General features: G+C 70.9%; 16 protein-coding genes. 7 read left to right on the forward strand and 9 right to left on the reverse strand.

The features are described from left to right. Window positions 1-196 precede the first annotated feature (196 nt). Window positions 197-985 (forward strand): hypothetical protein, encoded by a 789-nt coding sequence (locus tag AS594_RS27630; RefSeq protein ID WP_069929554.1) that lies wholly within the window; start codon window positions 197-199, stop codon window positions 983-985. A 109-nt stretch (window positions 986-1,094) separates the two neighbouring features. Here AS594_RS27630 and corA read toward each other — a convergent pair whose 3' ends face one another. Beyond that, window positions 1,095-2,087 carry a magnesium/cobalt transporter CorA gene (corA, locus tag AS594_RS27635; RefSeq protein WP_069935472.1) on the reverse strand — a complete coding sequence of 331 codons (993 nt, stop codon included), beginning with the start codon at window positions 2,085-2,087 and terminating at the stop codon, window positions 1,095-1,097. A 59-nt stretch (window positions 2,088-2,146) separates the two neighbouring features. Between corA and AS594_RS27640 the strand changes: the two genes are divergently transcribed. From AS594_RS27640 to AS594_RS27660, 5 genes are all read left to right on the forward strand, one after another. Further along, the gene (locus AS594_RS27640; protein WP_069929556.1) at window positions 2,147-2,833 is read left to right on the forward strand and encodes a histidine phosphatase family protein; all 687 of its coding nucleotides are present in this window, start codon (window positions 2,147-2,149) and stop codon (window positions 2,831-2,833) included. Between the two features lie 73 nt (window positions 2,834-2,906). Continuing rightward, complete coding sequence (locus AS594_RS27645) at window positions 2,907-3,497, forward strand: DUF3090 domain-containing protein (protein WP_069929557.1); 591 nt, start codon at window positions 2,907-2,909, stop codon at window positions 3,495-3,497. Continuing rightward, window positions 3,461-4,303, forward strand: coding sequence for an SCO1664 family protein (locus tag AS594_RS27650; protein WP_069929558.1), 843 nt, complete (start codon window positions 3,461-3,463; stop codon window positions 4,301-4,303). The genes AS594_RS27645 and AS594_RS27650 overlap by 37 nt, the downstream gene beginning before the upstream one ends. A 104-nt stretch (window positions 4,304-4,407) precedes the next feature. Beyond that, complete coding sequence (gene mshC / locus AS594_RS27655; protein WP_069930828.1) at window positions 4,408-5,637, forward strand: cysteine--1-D-myo-inosityl 2-amino-2-deoxy-alpha-D-glucopyranoside ligase; 1,230 nt, start codon at window positions 4,408-4,410, stop codon at window positions 5,635-5,637. A 180-nt stretch (window positions 5,638-5,817) separates the two neighbouring features. Beyond that, window positions 5,818-6,423 carry a dTDP-4-dehydrorhamnose 3,5-epimerase family protein gene (locus tag AS594_RS27660; protein WP_069929559.1) on the forward strand — a complete coding sequence of 202 codons (606 nt, stop codon included), beginning with the start codon at window positions 5,818-5,820 and terminating at the stop codon, window positions 6,421-6,423. A 9-nt stretch (window positions 6,424-6,432) separates the two neighbouring features. On the opposite strand, the gene AS594_RS27665 is transcribed toward AS594_RS27660, so the two are convergent. From AS594_RS27665 to AS594_RS27695, 8 genes are all read right to left on the reverse strand, one after another. Continuing rightward, a complete protein-coding gene (locus AS594_RS27665) occupies window positions 6,433-7,146 on the reverse strand; it encodes a dTDP-glucose 4,6-dehydratase (protein WP_107382714.1) in 714 nt (237 codons plus the stop codon). Beyond that, window positions 7,092-8,483 (reverse strand): DegT/DnrJ/EryC1/StrS family aminotransferase, encoded by a 1,392-nt coding sequence (locus AS594_RS27670; protein WP_338120215.1) that lies wholly within the window; start codon window positions 8,481-8,483, stop codon window positions 7,092-7,094. The genes AS594_RS27665 and AS594_RS27670 overlap by 55 nt, the downstream gene beginning before the upstream one ends. Next, the gene (locus tag AS594_RS45470) at window positions 8,368-8,739 is read right to left on the reverse strand and encodes a DegT/DnrJ/EryC1/StrS family aminotransferase (protein ID WP_206281723.1); all 372 of its coding nucleotides are present in this window, start codon (window positions 8,737-8,739) and stop codon (window positions 8,368-8,370) included. The genes AS594_RS27670 and AS594_RS45470 overlap by 116 nt, the downstream gene beginning before the upstream one ends. A gap of 235 nt (window positions 8,740-8,974) precedes the next feature. Beyond that, window positions 8,975-9,988: a PAC2 family protein gene (locus AS594_RS27675; RefSeq protein WP_069929561.1), complete on the reverse strand. Its 1,014-nt coding sequence runs from the start codon at window positions 9,986-9,988 to the stop codon at window positions 8,975-8,977. Window positions 9,989-10,178: 190 nt separating this feature from the next. Beyond that, window positions 10,179-11,789 (reverse strand): glycerol-3-phosphate dehydrogenase/oxidase, encoded by a 1,611-nt coding sequence (locus AS594_RS27680; protein ID WP_069929562.1) that lies wholly within the window; start codon window positions 11,787-11,789, stop codon window positions 10,179-10,181. Between the two features lie 15 nt (window positions 11,790-11,804). Then, window positions 11,805-13,331: a glycerol kinase GlpK gene (gene glpK, locus AS594_RS27685; RefSeq protein WP_069929563.1), complete on the reverse strand. Its 1,527-nt coding sequence runs from the start codon at window positions 13,329-13,331 to the stop codon at window positions 11,805-11,807. Between the two features lie 40 nt (window positions 13,332-13,371). Beyond that, window positions 13,372-14,160: an MIP/aquaporin family protein gene (locus AS594_RS27690; protein ID WP_069929564.1), complete on the reverse strand. Its 789-nt coding sequence runs from the start codon at window positions 14,158-14,160 to the stop codon at window positions 13,372-13,374. Window positions 14,161-14,405: 245 nt separating this feature from the next. Beyond that, the gene (locus AS594_RS27695; protein WP_069929565.1) at window positions 14,406-15,170 is read right to left on the reverse strand and encodes an IclR family transcriptional regulator; all 765 of its coding nucleotides are present in this window, start codon (window positions 15,168-15,170) and stop codon (window positions 14,406-14,408) included. 239 nt (window positions 15,171-15,409) lie between these two features. On the opposite strand from AS594_RS27695, the gene metH reads away from it, so the two are divergent. Then, the gene (gene metH, locus AS594_RS27700; protein WP_069929566.1) at window positions 15,410-18,928 is read left to right on the forward strand and encodes a methionine synthase; all 3,519 of its coding nucleotides are present in this window, start codon (window positions 15,410-15,412) and stop codon (window positions 18,926-18,928) included. The last annotated feature ends 73 nt before the right edge of the window (window positions 18,929-19,001 follow it).

The raw sequence follows: 19,001 nt of genomic DNA on the forward strand, positions 1-19,001 counted from the left end.
GGGGGCTCGGGGGTCTTCCCCGCCACGGCCGTCATGCACAACAACGCCTCACGGCGCCGAGGGGTTACGCACCCCTCCCACCCCCGTGTTCATCCGTCCGGCCGAGTTGACCGCCGCTCCTGTTGCCTGCTGTCCCGTACCGCTCTTGACTTGTTCTTTGCGGACGTCCGCCCGGAGGCAACGGAGGTATCAGGCGATGCTGTCGGCCCGAACGATCTTCCAGGAAATTCTCGACAACGACGATTCCTTCCAGCTCTTCTGCTCCATAGCCGCCAGTGGCGAGAGTCAGGGCGGGTGGGAGAACGCCCGGATCGCGGCTCTGGTGCCCGAGAGCCTGAGATACCTCGCGCCGAAGATCACCCGGCACGGCGCTGACGAGGACAAGCACGGCCGGCTCTTCGAGGCCCTGCTCAAGAAGCGGCAGCTCGAACCGGTCCCGGTCCCGCCCGACACCGACTACACGATGCGGCTCGAACAGCGCGGCATCGGCCTCGCCCACGACAAGCTCCGCCGCGACGAGCCGCTGACCGAGGAGGACATCCTCGTCTACCTCTCGCACAGCCGGGTGACCGAACAGCGGGCCGCAGACCAGATGGACATGCTGGTCAAGTACTTCGGCGACCATCCCGAGGCGGGCAGGCCGATCAGGATGATCTGCCACGACGAGGAGAACCACCTCTCGTACTGCCACGAGGAGCTCCTGCGGCTGGCCCGCGCCGGCCACGGCCGTACGATCCAGCGCGTCCTGCGGGAGTGCGCCATGGCGGAAAGCCGCGTCTACCGGGACGTGAGCCTCGCCGTGATGGCCCACATGGGCCGCATCCTCAAGTGGCCCAAGGTCAAGTCCGCCGTACTCGCCGCGGGCATCCGGGCCATGTACGCGTACGAGCGCCTCGGCGGCTGGCGGCGCACGGTGAGCCTCACGATGCCGGAGCGGCGGGACGCGCTGGGCGGGGCCGCGACATCCGCCGCCGGAGTCGTCTGAGCGGCGCCGCGGCTGCGCCCGCCGCGGCAGCCCCGTCGGCGCGGCTGCCGCGACCGCCCCGCGGCGTTCCGGCGGGCGCGGTGGTGCCCGCCGTGCCCGGCTCCGCCCGTCAGAGCCAGCCGCGGCGCTTGAACAGCCGGAACAGGCCGATCTCGCACAGCACCATCACCAGGACCACGGTGGGATAGGACCACATCCACCTCAGCTCGGGCAGGTGCTCGAAGTTCATGCCGTAGACACCGGCGACCATCGTCGGGACGGCGGCCATCGCGGCCCATGCCGAGATCTTCCGCATGTCGTCGTTCTGCCGCACACTCATCTGCGCCAGATGCGCCGACAGGATGTCCGACAGCAGCCGGTCCAGTCCGTCCACCTGCTCGTTCGCGCGGGTCAGGTGGTCGCTGACGTCCCGGAAGAAGGGCTGCGCGTGCTCGTCGACGAACGGCAGACCGGGACTCGACAGCCGCAGCATCGGCTGGGCGAGCGGCCCCGTCGCGCGGCGGAACTCCAGTACCTGCCGCTTGAAGGTGTAGATCCGCGCGGCGGTGTTCGTCGAGTCGCGGCCGACGGGGGCGAAGACCTCAGCCTCCAGCTCCTCCAGGTCGGTCTGGAGCTCCGCGCCGACCTCTATGTAGTGGTCGACGACCGCGTCGCTGACGGCGTACAGGACGGAGGTCGGACCGTGCCGGAGCACCTGCGGCTCGGCCTCCAGACGGTCGCGCACGGCCGCCAGCGGGGCGCCCTCGCCGTGCCGCACCGTCACCACGAACGAGTCGCCCACGAAGACCATCAGCTCGCCCGTCGTCACGGTGTCGCTCTCCGGTTCGTACATCACCGGCTTCAGCACCGCGAACAGCGAGTCGTCGTACACCTCCAGCTTGGGCCGCTGATGGGCGCGCAGGGCGTCCTCGACGGCCAGCGGGTGCAGCCCGAACTCGGTGGTCACGAGGTCGAACTCCTTCTCGGTCGGCTCGTGCAGCCCGATCCACAGGAAGGCGTCACCGGCCGCCCGCGCCTCGGAGAGCGCGTCGGAGAAGTCGGAAGGGCCCTGCGTGCGGCACCCTTCCCGGTAAATGGCACAGTCGACGATCACGGCGCGCATCCTCCCCCGGTAAGGGCCCCGGCACACCCCGGAGCCGGCTTCGGCCTAGGCTGGCGGCCATGGCCACGCTGATCCTCGTACGGCACGGACGTTCCACCGCCAACACCGCCGGGCTGCTCGCCGGCTGGACGCCGGGCGTCACGCTCGACGAGCGCGGCGCCGCCCAGGCGGCCGCGCTGCCCGGCAGGCTGGCCGGGGTGCCGCTCGCCGCCGCGGTCACCAGCCCGCTCGAACGCTGCCGGCAGACCCTCCAGCCGCTGCTCGACGCGCGGCCCGGTCTCGCGCTGCACACCGACGAGCGGATCGGGGAGTGCCACTACGGAGACTGGTCGGGCCGCAAGCTCGCCGAACTCTCCGACGAGCCGCTCATGGCCGCCGTGCAGCAGCACCCCTCCTCCGTGACCTTCCCCGGCGGCGAGTCGATGCGCGCCATGCAGGCCCGCTCGGTCGACGCCGTACGGGACTGGAACGCGCGGATCGAGGCCGAGCACGGCGAGGACGCCGTCTATCTCATGTGCTCTCACGGCGACATCATCAAGTCCGTCGTCGCGGACGCACTCGGGCTTCATCTTGACCTCTTCCAGCGGATTCACGTGGACCCGTGTTCCCTTACGGCCATCCGGTACACCGGGCTGCGCCCCTTTCTCGTACGCCTCGGCGACACGGGCGACCTCTCCTCCCTGGCGCCGCGTGAGAGCGCCGGTGACGGGGACGCGGCCGTAGGGGGCGGTGCGGGCGCACCGTGATCGCTCCGCGCAGTAGGGTGGACGCGCCCCAGGACCGCGCGTACAGACGATTCGAATTCAAGGGAGACAGGACGTGTCCCGTCAGGTATTCCTCTACGATCCGCCGGACCGCTTCGTCGCCGGTACGGTCGGGCTGCCTGGACGTCGTACGTTCTTCCTTCAGGCATCCGCGGCCGGCCGTGTCACCAGCGTCGCCCTGGAGAAGACCCAGGTCGCGGCGCTCGCCGAGCGGATCGACGAGCTGCTGGACGAAGTAGTGCGCCGCACCGGGGGCAACGCCCCCGTGCCGGCCGTGGCCCCCGCCGACGTCACCGACAGCGCGCCGCTGGACGCCCCCGTCGAGGAGGAGTTCCGCGTCGGCACGATGGCGCTCGCCTGGGACGGTGAGGAACAGCGCATGATCGTCGAGGCACAGGCCCTCGTCGAGCTGGACGTGGAGACCGAGGAGGATCTCGCGGAGGCCGAGGAACGGCTGCTCCAGGACGAGGAGAACGGCCCTCCGATGCTGCGGGTCCGGCTCAGCGGCGCGCAGGCCAGGGCCTTCGCCAAGCGGGCCCTCGAAGTCGTCAACGCCGGCCGGCCGCCGTGCCCGCTGTGCAGCCTGCCTCTCGACCCGGAGGGACACGTATGCCCGCGTCAGAACGGATACCGCCGCGGAGCGTGACTCCGGCGGACACCGAGCTCCTCACCGTTCTGGCGAAGGGGCACCTCACGGCGCGCGGACGCGTGGGGGAGGCGTCCAACGCGGTGCTCTACTGCGGGATCGAGTACGACGGAGTGTCGGCGTCCTGCGTGTACAAGCCGGTGGCCGGTGAGCGGCCGCTGTGGGACTTCCCGGACGGCACGCTCGCGCAGCGCGAGGTGGCGGCGTACGAGATCTCCCGGGCGACCGGGTGGGGGCTCGTACCGCCGACCGTGCTGCGGGACGGGCCGTACGGCGAGGGCATGTGCCAGCTGTGGATCGAGGCGGCCGACCCGGGGCCCGACGGAGGGCTGCTGGCCCTCGTCGAGGACGAGGAGCCCGCCGAGGGCTGGAAGGCGATCGCCTTCGCCGAGGTGGGGGAGGGGCGTACGGCGCTGCTGGTGCACGCCGACGACCCGCGCCTGCGCCGGCTGGCGGTCCTGGACGCGGTCATCAACAACGCCGACCGCAAGGGCGGGCATCTGCTGCCGACGGCGGACGGCAAGCTGTACGGGATCGACCACGGCGTCACGTTCAACACGCAGGACAAGCTCCGCACGCTGCTGTGGGGCTGGGCGGGGGAGCCGCTGACGGCCGAGGCCGCCGAGATGCTGGCCGGGCTGGCGCGGGAGCTGGCGCCGGAGCGCCCGCTCGCCACCCGCATGGCCGAACTGATCACCCCGGCGGAACTGGACGCGCTGCGGGGACGGGTGGCGACGCTGCGGACCACCGCACGTCACCCGGCGCCGAGCGGCGAGTGGCCGGCCATTCCCTGGCCGCCGGTGTAGCCGGATCGCCGCCGCTGGCGATCCCCTTCGCGCAACAGTGGCTCGCCGGACACGTTTCCGTATCCGGTTCGTATCCGGAACGTGCGTCCGGTTACGCTCAAGGCATGCATGCCTGGCCCGCTTCTGAGGTCCCCGCCCTGCCCGGCAAGGGCCGCGACCTCCAGATCCACGACACCGCGACCGGTCGGTTGATCACCCTCGACCCCGGTCCCGTCGCCCGTATCTACGTCTGCGGAATCACGCCGTACGACGCGACCCACATCGGTCACGCGGCGACCTACAACGCGTTCGACCTCGTGCAGCGCGTGTGGCTCGACACCAAGCGGCAGGTTCACTACGTCCAGAACGTCACGGACGTGGACGATCCGCTGCTCGAGCGGGCGAACCGCGACGGACACGACTGGACCGAACTCGCGGAGCGCGAAACCGCGCTCTTCCGCGAGGACATGACCGCCCTGCGGATGCTTCCGCCGCAGCACTACATCGGGGCCGTCGAAGCGATACCCGGCATCGTGCCGCTCATCGAGCGGCTGCGGGACGCGGGCGCGGCGTACGACCTCGAAGGGGACGTGTACTTCTCCGTCGAGGCCGACCCGCACTTCGGCGAGGTCTCCGGGCTCGACGCCGACGCGATGCGGCTGCTGTCCGCCGAGCGCGGCGGCGACCCCGAGCGCCCCGGCAAGAAGAACCCGCTCGACCCGATGCTCTGGATGGCCGCCCGTGAGGGCGAGCCGAGCTGGGACGGCGCCTCGCTGGGCCGCGGCAGGCCCGGCTGGCACATCGAGTGCGTCGCGATCGCCCTGGACCACCTGGGGATGGGCTTCGACGTGCAGGGCGGCGGATCCGACCTCGCCTTCCCGCACCACGAGATGGGCGCCTCCCACGCCCAGGCGCTGACCGGTGAGTACCCGTTCGCCAAGACATACGTGCACGCCGGAATGGTCGCTCTGGACGGCGAGAAGATGTCGAAGTCCAAAGGCAACCTGGTCTTCGTGTCGAAGCTGCGCCGCGACGGCGTGGACCCGGCGGCCATCCGCCTCACGCTGCTCGCGCACCACTACCGGGCCGACTGGGAGTGGACGGACCAGGTGCTCGAAGACGCCCTGGAGCGGCTCGGGCGCTGGCGCGCGGCCGTGTCCCGTCCCGACGGGCCGTCCGCCGACGCCCTGGTCGAGGAGATCCGCGAGGCGCTCTCCAACGACCTCGACACGCCGGCCGCCATCGCCGCCGTGGACCGCTGGGCCGCCCGTCAGGCGTCCGAGGGCGGTACGGACGAAGGCGCGCCCGGTGTCGTCTCGCGTGCGGTCGACGCGCTGCTCGGCGTGGCCCTGTAACCGCCGCTCGTCGCCGCTTCCCGTTTCCGCCGCCCCCGGTCCTCTCCGTGACGAGAGGGCCGGGGGCGGCGGCTGTTCCGGCACAGGGGTGTTGTTTGCGGCATTTGTCCCCGTCGGCGCGTTGAATGGGAGGCCGGGCGCCGGATCGCGCGGATCTGGCCGGGTCGAGGAAGCGGTCGCGTGAAAGCACTGGGCATCGAGGGGAGCTGGCTCCACGAGCCGCAGATCTTCACGGACAGCCGGGGATCGTTCCGCGAATGGTTCGCCGACGACCGGTTCCGCGGGGCCAGCGGGCACGGGCTGCGTCTCGCGCAGGCCAACTGCTCCGTGTCGGCGCGCGGGACCGTCCGCGGAATCCACTTCGCCGAGGTCCCGCCCGGCCAGGCCAAATACGTCACCTGTGTCAGGGGCGCAGTCCTGGACGCCGTGGTGGACATCCGTACCGGCTCACCCACGTTCGGCCGATCGGAGACCGTACGGCTCGACGAGGGCGACGGCCGCTGCGTCTATCTCTCGGAGGGCCTCGGACACGCCTTCATGGCACTGGCCGACAAGGCGACGGTGGTCTACCTCTGCTCCGAGGGATACGCGCCGCAGCGCGAGCACGGCATCAACCCCCTCGATCCCGCGCTGGACATCGCGTGGCCCGCGGACGTGACCCCGCTGCTCTCGCCCAAGGACGAGGCGGCGCCCACCCTCGCGGAGGCGGAACGGCAGGGGCTGCTGCCGTCGTACGAGAGCTGTGCGGCCTACCGGCGCGGCCTGCGCGAGGGCGACACGCACTAGCGGCCCGGCTCAGCGGGCGGCGGCGTGTGCCTTCAGCGGCTCCCACCAGGAGCGGTGCCCCTCGTACCAGGCGACGGTCTCGGCGAGGCCGGTGGCGAAGTCCTTGCGGGGTTCGTGACGCAGCTCCGTGCGGATCTTCGTGCAGTCCAGCGAGTAGCGGCGGTCGTGGCCCTTGCGGTCCCCGACGTGCCTGACCATGTCCCAGCCGGCGCCGCAGGCGCGCAGCAGCAGTCCGGTCAGCTCCTTGTTCGACAACTCCGTGCCGCCGCCGATGTTGTAGACCTCGCCGGGCCGCCCGGCGGTACGGACCCGCTCGATACCCCGCACGTGGTCGTCGATGTGCAGCCAGTCGCGGACGTTGAGCCCGTCGCCGTACAGCGGGACCTTCTCGCCGTCGAGGAGGTTCGTGATGAACAGCGGGACGAGTTTCTCGGGGTACTGGTGGTGGCCGAAGTTGTTGGACGCCCGCGTCACCCGTACGTCGAGTCCGTGGGTGCGGTGGCAGGCGAGCGCCTGGTCGAGCAGGTACAGCCGGCTCGGCTCGAAGCCGCGTACCTGCCGGCACAGTTCACTGCCGATAGATCCGCCGGCGCCGGTGACCAGGACGCGCTTGCCCGCGATGACAGAACGCGCCTCGGGGCTGACCACGTGCATCTCGGAGCGGCCGATCAGGCGGTGCACGTCCAGCGCCCGCATGTCGCTGCCCACCACATCGCGGCGCATGGCCGCGATGAAGGAGGGCAGGTCGCGGACGCCGGCGCCCGCCGCTTCGGCAGCGTGGTGACCAGGCGGAACCGCTCCGCGCTCAGTCCGGGGATGGCCACCACGACCACCTCGATGCCGTGCGCGAGCGTGAGCCGCCCGATGTCGTCGAGCGTGCCCAGTACGGGCACCCCGTCCGCCCCGCGCTTGCCGGGGTCGTCGTCCACGAAACCCACCGGCAGCAGTCCGAAGCCCGGTGCGCCGCGCAGATCCCTGGCCAGCGCCCGGCCGGCCTCGCCCGCACCGGCCACGAGAGTGCGCAGGCCGCCGGTGCGGTCGGACCGCGGGGCGCCGTGCCGCGCCGCCGCCGGACGGGCGGCCGGGACGCGACGCGGCGCGGGCGCCAGCCGGGCGATCTCGGCGCAGACGCGGTCCACCGCCCGCTCCGGCAGGGCCGGGTACATGGGCAGCGACAGCAGCTGGGGGAAGAGAGACTCGGCCCCGAGCAGCCCCTCGGGCGGGATGATCGCGTGCCGGCGGAAGTACGGCATGTGGTGCAGGGGGATGAATTGCACGGAGGTGCCGATGCCGCGCTCCGCCAGCCGTCCGATCAGCTCGTCGCGGCCGGTCCCGAACCCGCTCAGGACCCGGACCACGTACAGATGCCAGGCATGGCGGCCCGCAGGGGGGCCGGCGGGGAGCACGAGTCCCGGAACCTGCCGCAGTCCGTCCTCGTAACGGCGGGCCACGGCCTCGCGGCGGCGCTGCCAGCCGTCGAGGTGGCGCAGTTGCGCGCGGCCTATCGCGGCCTGGACATCAGTCATGTTGGCCTTCAGCCCGGCCTCTTCGACGGTGTACGCCCAGTCGCCGCCCGGTGCGTTGCGGCGCCAGGCGTCCGCCGACATCCCGTGCAGCCGCGCGCGGTGGATCCACGCGGCGGTCTGCTCGTTGTCCGTGGTCACCATGCCGCCCTCGCCCACGGGCAGGTTCTTGGTCGCGTAGAAGCTGAAGCACGCGGCGCCCGAGAGCGCGCCGACCGGCCGCCCGCCCACGAAGGTCCCCAGTGCGTGGGCGGCGTCCTCCACGACGAGGCCGGGCCCCAGTCCCGCCGCCTCGGCGAGCTCCTCCACCGGCGCGGGCGCCCCGGCGAAGTGCAGGACGACCATGGCGGACGGCCTGCCGCAGGTACGGACGGCGGTCGCCACCGTGCGCGGGGACGCCAGGCCGGTGTGCGGCTCGACATCAACCAGCACCGGACGCAGCCCGGCGTGCACGATCGCCTCGGCCGCCCCGCAGAACGTCATGGCCGGTACGAGGACCCGGCTGCGCGGCGGCAGCCGCAGCGCGCGCAGCGCCAGCTCGATCGCGGCGGGTGCAGGAACTCACCGCGACCGCGTGCCGCGCCCCCACGTACGCCGCGAACTCCTCCTCGAACCGCTGGGTCTCACGGCCGGTGGTCAGCCACCCCGAAGCGAGGACCCGCTGCGCCGCGCGGCGGGCTTCCCCGCTGATGGTGGCGGCGGCGAACGGCACTTGCTGCCGGCCGTCGTCGGCGGACGTACGGCCCGCAGGGGAGCCGCCGCGAGGCGGGATGTGGAGACGATGGACGGTCATCGCGTGACCTCGATCCGATGTGCACCCTGCCGACAGACAGCTTTACGTCCTACGTTTACGACGTATATGTCCATATAACGCCCAGGTGTCCACCCGGTCAAGCACAGCCGGCACGCCGCTCCGACGACCACAGCCGGGACGCCGCTCCGACGGCAGCGGGCCCGTGACGCCGGTTCGCCGACGGCAGCGGGGCGGTGCCCGAAGGCACCGCCCCGCGTCACGCCACTCGCTCGCCCTACTCCTCCGCGGAGCCTTCCGCCCCGTCGGAGCCTTCCGCGCTGTCCGTGCCCTGCTGGGTCTCGGGCTCCGCACGCGGCGGCCTGGGGGGCCGCGCGCGGCCGCTGGAGCTGTCGCGCAGGTACGTACCGCTGGTGTCGCCCCCGTCCGTCGCGTGACCGGGGCCGGGACCGCCGTCGCGCCGCCGCAGGTACCGCTCGAACTCGCGGGCGATGGCCTCGCCCGTCGCCTCGGGGAGCTCCACGGTGTCCCGCGCCTCCTCCAGCGACTGCACGTACTCCGCCACCTCGCTGTCCTCGGCGGCCAGTTGGTCGACGCCGACCTGCCACGCCCGCGCGTCCTCGGGCAGTTCACCCAGCGGGATGCGCAGGTCGATGAGGTCTTCGAGGCGGTTGAGCAGCGCCAGCGTGGCCTTGGGGTTCGGCGGCTGCGACACGTAGTGCGGTACGGCAGCCCACAGGCTCACCGCTGGCACGCCCGCGTGCGTACACGCCTCCTGGAGGATGCCCACGATGCCCGTGGGGCCCTCGTACTTGGTCTCCTCCAGGTCCATGGTCCGCGCCAGATCCGCGTCCGAGGTCACGCCGCTGACCGGCACCGGCCTGGTGTGCGGGGTGTCGCCGAGCAGCGCGCCCAGGATCACGATCATCTCGACACCCAGCTCGTGGGCGAAGCCGAGGATCTCGTTGCAGTACGAACGCCACCGCATGGACGGCTCGATGCCGCGCACCAGGACGAGGTCACGGGGCTTGTCGCCGCCGATCCGTACCACGGAGAGCCGTGTCGTGGGCCAGGTGATCTTGCGGACTCCGCCGTCGATGAACACCGTGGGCCGGTTGACCTGGAAGTCGTAGTAGTCCTCGGCGTCGAGCGCCGCGAAGACCTCGCCCTTCCATTCCCGGTCCAGGTGCGCGACCGCGGTGGAGGCGGCGTCGCCGGCGTCGTTCCAGCCCTCGAACGCGGCCACCATGACCGGGTCGATCAGCTCGGGAACCCCCTCGAGCTCGATCACCCAGTGCCCCCTTTCGAAGTTCCCTTGTGCACGCACCAACCTTACGGCTTCAACCAGGTGCGGTGACGCCCGATGCGCATGGGGGAAGCGTGCCCGGCGCCCGTCGGATCAACCGCCGGATCCCCGGCACGGGTAAGGGGCGACCGCCCATGCGGCCGCCCCTTACCCGTCCCCCCGTACGCCCGGTGCCTCAGGCGCGGCGGTCCAGCACGTCCTCGACCTTGGCGCGGACCTCGTCCGTGGCCAGGCCCCGGATCGTCAGCGTCGTACGGCGGCGCAGTACGTCGTCCGCCGTCTCGGCCCACTCGTGGTCGCGTGCGTACACGACCTGCGCCCAGATCTCCGGCGCGTCGGGGTGGACGCGCTCGGCCAGTGCCGGGTCCTCGTTGGCCAGCCGCGCGATGTCGAACGACAGCGAGCCGTAGTGCGTGGCCAGGTGACGGGCGGTGTCGGCGGCCATCCGCGGGCCCGGCGTACCGCCGTCGACGAGCAGCCGGTGCGCCACCGCGTTCGGGTTGGATATGCCCGGCAGCGGCAGCTTCTTCGGCAGCCGCGAGATCGGCTCCATGTCCTCGCCCAGCGGGTGGCCGGGCAGGGCGGCGAGCTTGTTCATGACGGTGCGCCCGATGTGACGGAACGTCGTCCACTTGCCGCCGGCGACCGACAGCATCCCGCCGCGTCCCTCGGTGACGACCGTCTCGCGCTTGGCCTTCGAGGTGTCACCGGGACCGCCCGGCAGCACCCGCAGACCCGCGAAGGAGTACGTGATCAGGTCGCGGGAGAGCTGCTGGTCGCGGATCGAGAAGGCGGCCTCGTCCAGGATCTGGGCGATGTCCTTCTCGTTGACCGCGACGTCCGCCGGGTCGCCCTCGTACTCCTCGTCGGTCGTGCCGAGCAGCAGCTGGTCCTCCCACGGCAGCGCGAAGGTGATGCGGTACTTGTCGATCGGCGTCGCCAGCGCGGCCCGCCAGGGGGCGGTCCGCTTGAGCACCAGGTGCGCGCCCTTGGAGAGGCGGATGGAGGGCGCCGCGTTCGGGTTCTCCATCTTGCGCAGGTGGTCGACCCACGGCCCGGTGGCGTTGAGCACCAGACGGGCCGTCACACCGAACTCGGAGCCGTCCAGGCGGTCCCTGAGCTCCGCGCCCGTGACCCTGCCGTTGGTGAAGCGCAGGCCGGTGACCTCGGCGTGGTTGAGGACGGTAGCGCCCGCATCGACGGCGGCCCGGACCGTCATCAGGGCCATGCGCGAGTCGTTCATCTGGTCGTCGCCGTAGACCGCGACGGCCTTGAGGTCGTCCGTACGGAGCTCGGGCACCGCACGCGCGGCCTTCGCCGGGCTGATCACATGGCCGACACCGTCGCCGAAGGCGGACAGTGCCGAGTAGGCGAAGACGCCCGCGCCCAGCTTGGCCGCGCCGTGCGGGCCGCCCTTGTAGACGGGGAGGTAGAAGGTCAGCGGGTTGGCGAGGTGCGGCGCGACGTCCCGGGAGACGGCGCGCCGCTCGAAGTGGTTCTCCGCCACCAGCTTGACCGCGCCGGTCTGGAGGTAGCGCAGTCCGCCGTGGAGCAGCTTGGAGGAGGCGGAGGAGGTGGCGCCGGCGAAGTCGCCGGCGTCCACCAGGGCCACCCGCAGTCCCGACTGGGCGGCGTGCCAGGCGGTGGAGATGCCCAGGATGCCGCCGCCGATCACCAGGAGGTCGTACGTCGCCTTGGAAAGGTGTTCCCGGGTTTCGGCACGGCTCGTGGCACAGCCGTCGGCCGGGCGCGTCCCGAGGGCCGGGACGCTCTGCAGGGTGGTCATTTTCGTAACTCCTCGTCAGCTCTCGTCTTCGATCCAGCCCATGGACCGCTGGACGGCCTTGAGCCAGCTCTTGTACTCGCGGTCCCGCGTGTCCGCGTCCATGCGGGGGGTCCACTCGGCGGCCCTGCGCCAGTTGGCGCGCAGCTCGTCGGTGCTGGACCAGAAGCCGACGGCCAGGCCGGCGGCGTAGGCGGCGCCGAGGCAGGTGGTCTCGGCGACCATCGGGCGCACGACCGGTGCGTCCAGGAAGTCGGAGAGCGTCTGCATCAGCAGGTTGTTGGAGGTCATGCCGCCGTCGACCTTGAGGGCCGTCAGCTCGACGCCGGAGTCCTTGGTCATGGCGTCGCTGATCTCGCGGGTCTGCCAGGCGGTGGCCTCCAGGACGGCACGGGCGATGTGCGCCTTGGTGACGTACCGGGTGAGGCCGGCGATCACACCGCGGGCGTCGGGACGCCAGTACGGGGCGAACAGGCCGGAGAAGGCCGGCACGAAGTACGCGCCGCCGTTGTCCTCGACCGAGGAGGCCAGCGTCTCGATCTCGGCGGCCGACTTGATCAGGCCCATCTGGTCGCGCATCCACTGGACGAGCGAGCCGGTGACGGCGATGGAGCCTTCGAGGGCGTAGACGGCCTTCTGGTTGCCGATGCGGTATCCGACGGTCGTCAGCAGGCCGTTGTACGAGTTGACGGGTGTGTGACCGGTGTTCATCAGCATGAAGGTGCCGGTGCCGTACGTCGACTTGGCCTCGCCCTGGGAGAAGCAGGTCTGGCCGAACAGGGCGGCCTGCTGGTCACCGAGCGCGGACGCGACGGGCACGCCCATCAGCGGTCCGGCCTTGGCGACGCCGTACACCTCGGCGGAGGAGCGGATCTCCGGCAGCACGGCGGACGGGATGTCCATCGACTGGAGGATCTTCTCGTCCCAGCGCATCTCGTGCAGGTTCATGAGGAGCGTGCGCGAGGCGTTGGTGACATCGGTGACGTGTACGCCGCCGTCGGTGCCACCGGTGAGGTTCCAGATGACCCAGGAGTCCATGGTGCCGAAGAGGATGTCGCCGGCCTCGGCGCGCTCACGCAGACCCTCGACGTTGTCGAGCAGCCAGCGGACCTTGGGGCCCGCGAAGTACGACGCCAGCGGCAGGCCGGTTTCGCGGCGGAAGCGGTCCTGGCCGACGTTGCGGCCGAGCTCCTTGCAGAGCGCGTCGGTGCGGGTGTCCTGCCACACGATGGCGTTGTGGACGGGCTCGCCGGTGTTCTTGTCCCACAGCAGCGTGGTCTCGCGCTGGTTGGTGATGCCGATCGCCTTGACGTCGGCGGGCGTGATGCCCGCCTTGCCGATGGCGCCGGCCACGACTTCCTGGACGTTGGTCCAGATCTCGGCCGCGTCGTGCTCGACCCAGCCCGGCTTCGGGAAGATCTGCTCGTGCTCCTTCTGGTCGACCGCGACGATCCGGCCGTCCTTGTCGAAGACGATGCAGCGGCTGGAGGTGGTGCCCTGGTCGATGGCCGCGATGAACGGGCCGGTGGTGTGTGCGTCGGTCACGGTGTGCTCCCGGAGGTCTGTAGAGGGTCGGCCGGTCGGCTCAGGCGAACGCGATGTTGTAGATACCCGCGGCGACGGCTCCGCCGATCAGCGGGCCCACGACGGGGATCCAGGCGTAGCTCCAGTCGGAGCCGCCCTTGTTCGGCAGCGGGAGCAGGGCGTGCACGATGCGCGGCCCGAGGTCACGGGCCGGGTTGATCGCGTAACCGGTCGGGCCGCCGAGCGAGAGGCCGATGCCGACGACGACGAAGGCGGTGATCAGCGCGCCGAGCACGCCGAGACCCTTGCCGCTGTCGTTGAGGCCCTGGGTGAGCACCGCGAGAACGAGCACGACGGTGCCGATGATCTCGGTGGCCAGGTTCTGCCAGACGTTCCGTACCTCAGGACCGGTGGAGAAGACGCCGAGCACGGGGCCGGCGTTGGGCGCGGCCTTCTGGTCGACCATGCCCTCCTCGGCCGGCTGCTCCGCGAGGATCTCCGGGTCCGTGAGGTGGGCCTGGAACTGGCCGTAGTACGCGATCCAGACCAGTGCGGCACCGATCATGGCGCCGAGTATCTGACCTGCGACGTAGACCGGAACGTTGCTCCAGTCGCTGTCCTTGATCGCGATGCCGACCGTGACCGCCGGGTTGAGGTGAGCGCCGGAAAGCGTGCCGGTCATGTAGACGGCGGTCATGACGGCGAAGCCCCACCCGAAGGTGATGGCGAGCCAGCCGGCGTTCTGGGCCTTCGAGCGCTTGAGTACGACGGCGGCGACCACGCCGCCGCCGAGCAGGATGAGCACGGCGGTACCGATGATCTCGCCGATGAAGATGTCGGAGCTGGACACCCGCGACTCCTTTGTCCTTCGTTCCAGGGGAAAGGCGAACCCCGGGTCCCTCCGGGTGGTCCGCGCCCTCGGTGAGGGCCTAGCCGGTCCCTTGGCGTTGCCACACTCTAGCGCGTATTGCCGGTAGGTGTTCGGCATTGCCGACCGATGAACGGCAGTTTTGCCCCCGGTTAAGACGCGCGTCAAGAGTTCCGCGACCGGTTTCGCGATCGTTACCAGCGTGACAGGAAGTGGGGTGACGCGCCTCAGAAGCGGCTTGCGCCCAGGTCGCGCGAAACGGCGCGCGCACAGTCCCGTACGGCCGCCACCAGCTCGGCGCGCAGCCCCCCGCCGTCACGGACGCGCTCCACCGCCCCGGTGATGCCGACGGCGCCGACCGGCATCCGCCGGCGGTCGTGGATGGGGGCGGCGATCGACGCCACCCCGTCCCAGGTCTCCTCCACGTCGGCCGCCCAGCCGCGCGCCCTGGTCAGGTCGAGCACCGCCTCGAAGTCCTCGGCGTCCGTGATCGTGTGCGGGGTGAAGGTCTTGCGCTCGTTCTCGACGACCTCGTTGTGCGCCACCGGGTCGTACGCCGACAGCACCTTGCCCAGTGCGGAGGAGTGCAGCGGCTGCATGGCGCCGACCTCCAGCACCTGCCGGCTGTCGTCCGGCCGGAAGACGTGGTGGACGATCAGCACGCCCTTCTGGTGCAGTACGCCCAGATAGACGCTCTCGCCGCTGGAGCGGGCCAGGTCGTCGGTCCACACCAGCGCGCGGGCGCGCAGCTCGTGCACATCCAGGTAGGTGCTGCCCAGGCGCAGCAGCTCGGCCCCCAGCTGATAGCGGCCGGAGGCGGGGTCCTGTTCGACGAATCCCTCCGCCTGGAGGGTGCGCAGGATGCCGTGCGCCGTACCCTTGGCGAGTCCGAGGGACGAGGCCACTTCGGACAGGCCGAGCCTGCGCTCGCCCCCCGCGAGCAGGCGCAGCATCGCCGCCGCCCGCTCGAGCGACTGGATGTTCTTCGCCACGCTCGGCCACCTCCACCTCGGTTCGACAATGCTGAACACTATCGGCTCATGCCGACCTGGCGTCACCGTCCGAGGCCCACCCGGCGACCGTGAGCCATCAGAACACGCCAAGGACGCGACACCGTCCGCCCCGTGGGACGCCTTCACGCCAGGGACGGGGTCACGGCTACGCTGGCCAGGTGCGCCTTCCGCCGGGAAGACGCAAAGCCGACAGCCGTCGCACCCCAGGGAGCAGATCCATGGCCTCGTTGCCAACCCCCACGCCTGCCAGGCACAGCAGCCGCGCCGACGCCCTCCGCGAAGCACTCGCCAGCCGTGTAGTGGTCGCCGACGGGGCGATGGGAACCATGCTTCAGGCGCAGGACCCCAGCCTCGACGACTTCGAGAACCTCGAAGGCTGCAACGAGATCCTCAACATCACCCGCCCCGACATCGTGCGCACCGTCCACGAGGAGTACTTCGCGGTCGGCGTGGACTGCGTCGAGACCAACACCTTCGGCGCGAACTTCGCCGCCCTCGCCGAGTACGACATCCCCGAGCGCGTCTTCGAGCTGTCCGAGTCGGGCGCCCGCATCGCCCGCGAGGTAGCCGACGAGTTCGCGGCCAGGGACGGCCGCCAGCGCTGGGTCCTCGGCTCCATGGGCCCCGGCACCAAGCTGCCGACGCTGGGCCACGCCCCGTACATCACGCTGCGCGACGCCTACCAGCAGAACGCCGAAGGCATGCTCGCGGGCGGCGCGGACGCGCTCCTGGTGGAGACCACCCAGGACCTGCTCCAGACCAAGTCCGCGATCATCGGCGCCCGCCGCGCCATGGACGTGGCCGGCGTCAGCGTCCCCCTGATCTGTTCCGTGACGGTCGAGACGACCGGCACCATGCTGCTGGGCTCCGAGATCGGCGCCGCGCTCACCGCGCTGGAGCCGCTCGGCATCGACATGATCGGCCTGAACTGCGCCACCGGCCCGGCCGAGATGAGCGAGCACCTGCGCTACCTCGCCCGCCACTCGCGCGTCCCGATCTCCGCCATGCCCAACGCCGGCCTTCCCGTTCTCGGCAAGAACGGCGCGCACTACCCGCTGTCGGCCGAGGAGCTGGCCGACGCCCAGGAGGCGTTCGTACGCGACTACGGCCTCTCCCTGGTGGGCGGCTGCTGCGGTACGACGCCCGAGCACCTGCGCCAGGTCGTCGAGCGCGTACGCGACCTCACCCCGACCGCGCGCGACCCGCGCCCCGAGCCCGGTGCCGCCTCGCTCTACCAGACCGTCCCCTTCCGTCAGGACACGTCGTACCTGGCCATCGGCGAGCGTACGAACGCCAACGGCTCGAAGAAGTTCCGCGAGGCCATGCTGGAGGGCCGCTGGGACGACTGCGTGGAGATGGCCCGCGACCAGATCCGCGAGGGCGCGCACATGCTCGACCTGTGCGTCGACTACGTGGGCCGTGACGGCGCCGCCGACATGGCGGAACTGGCGGGCCGCTTCGCCACCGCCTCCACCCTGCCCATCGTGCTGGACTCCACCGAGCTGGACGTCCTGCGGGCCGGCCTGGAGAAGCTCGGCGGGCGCGCGGTCATCAACTCGGTCAACTACGAGGACGGCGACGGTCCCGAGTCCCGGTTCCAGAAGGTCACCGCGCTGGCGCGGGAGCACGGCGCCGCGCTGATGGCGCTGACCATCGACGAGGAGGGCCAGGCCCGCACGGTCGAGCACAAGGTCGCTGTCGCCGAGCGCATCATCGCCGACCTGACCGGCAACTGGGGCATCCACGAGTCGGACATCCTCATCGACTGCCTCACCTTCACCATCTGCACCGGGCAGGAGGAGTCCCGCAAGGACGGTGTCAACACGATCGAGGCCATCCGTGAACTCAAGCGGCGCCACCCCGACGTACAGACCACCCTCGGCCTGTCGAACATCTCCTTCGGCCTCAACCCGGCCGCCCGCATCGTCCTGAACTCCGTCTTCCTCGACGAGTGCGTGAAGGCGGGGCTGGACTCGGCGATCGTGCACGCCAGCAAGATCCTGCCGATCGCCCGCCTCGACGAGGAGCAGATCAAGGTCGCCCTGGACCTGATCCACGACCGTCGTGAGGAGGGCTACGACCCGCTCCAGCGGTTCCTGGAGCTCTTCGAGGGCGTCGACACCAAGTCGATGAAGGCCGGCAAGGCCGAGGAACTCCTCGCCCTGCCGCTCGACGAGCGCCTCCAGCGCCGCATCATCGACGGCGAGAAGAAGGGCCTGGAGGCGGACCTCGACGAGGCCCTGACCGAGCGCCCGGCCCTGGACATCGTCAACGACACGCTGCTGGAGGGCATGAAGGTCGTCGGCGAGCTGTTCGGCTCCGGCCAGATGCAGCTGCCGTTCGTACTCCAGTCCGCCGAGGTCATGAAGACAGCGGTGGCCTACCTGGAGCCGCACATGGAGAAGACGGACGACGAGGGCAAGGGCACGATCGTGCTGGCCACCGTCCGCGGCGACGTCCACGACATCGGCAAGAACCTCGTCGACATCATCCTGTCCAACAACGGCTACACCGTCGTCAACCTCGGCATCAAGCAGCCCGTCTCCGCGATCCTGGAAGCCGCCGAGGAGCACAGGGCCGACGTCATCGGCATGTCGGGCCTCCTGGTCAAGTCCACCGTGATCATGAAGGAGAACCTCCAGGAGCTCAACCAGCGCAAGATGGCCGCCGACTTCCCGGTCATCCTCGGCGGCGCGGCCCTGACGAGGGCGTACGTCGAACAGGATCTGCACGAGATCTACGAGGGCGAAGTCCGCTACGCCCGCGACGCGTTCGAGGGACTGCGCCTGATGGACGCCCTTATCGGCGTCAAGCGCGGCGTCCCCGGCGCGAAGCTCCCCGAGCTCAAGCAGCGCCGCGTCCCGACGAAGGCCACGGCCGCCGTGCTGGAGGTCGACGAGCCGGAAGGCTCCGTACGGTCCGACGTGTCCGTCGACAACCGGATTCCACAGCCGCCGTTCTGGGGCACCCGGGTCGTCAAGGGCATCGGCCTGCAGGAGTACGCCTCCTGGCTCGACGAGGGCGCGCTGTTCAAGGGCCAGTGGGGCCTCAAGCAGGCACGGACCGGCGACGGGCCGACGTACGAGGAGCTCGTGGAGACCGAGGGCCGCCCGCGGCTGCGCGGCTGGCTGGAGCAGCTCCACACCAGGAACCTGCTCGAAGCCGCCGTGGTCTACGGCTACTTCCCCTGCCACTCCAAGGGCGACGACCTGATCCTCCTCAACGACGACGGATCCGAGCGCACCCGCTTCACCTTCCCGCGCCAGCGCCGCGGCCGCCGCCTGTGCCTCGCGGACTTCTTCCGCCCGGAGGAGTCCGGCGAGACGGACGTGGTCGGCCTCCAGGTCGTCACCGTGGGCTCGAAGATCGGTGAGGCCACGGCCGAGCTGTTCGAATCGAACTCCTACCGCGACTACTTGGAACTGCACGGCCTGTCCGTCCAGTTGGCCGAGGCGCTGGCCGAGTACTGGCACGCCCGCGTCCGCAGCGAGCTCGGCTTCGGGGCCGAGGACCCGGACGCCGTCGAGGATATGTTCGCTCTGAAATACCGGGGCGCGCGCTTCTCGCTCGGTTACGGGGCGTGCCCGGACCTGGAGGACCGCGCGAAGATCGCCGAGCTGCTCCAGCCGGAGCGGATCGGCGTCCACCTGTCGGAGGAGTTCCAGCTCCACCCGGAGCAGTCCACCGACGCGATCGTCATCCACCACCCCGAGGCGAAGTACTTCAACGCGCGATAGGCCCCCACGCGTCGTACACTGGTCGGTCCAGCGCAGGCCGGTCGCCTTCCCACCTGGGGAGACGGCCGGCCTT

It is taken from the genome of Streptomyces agglomeratus (genome assembly GCF_001746415.1).
GTDB lineage: Bacteria > Actinomycetota > Actinomycetes > Streptomycetales > Streptomycetaceae > Streptomyces > Streptomyces agglomeratus.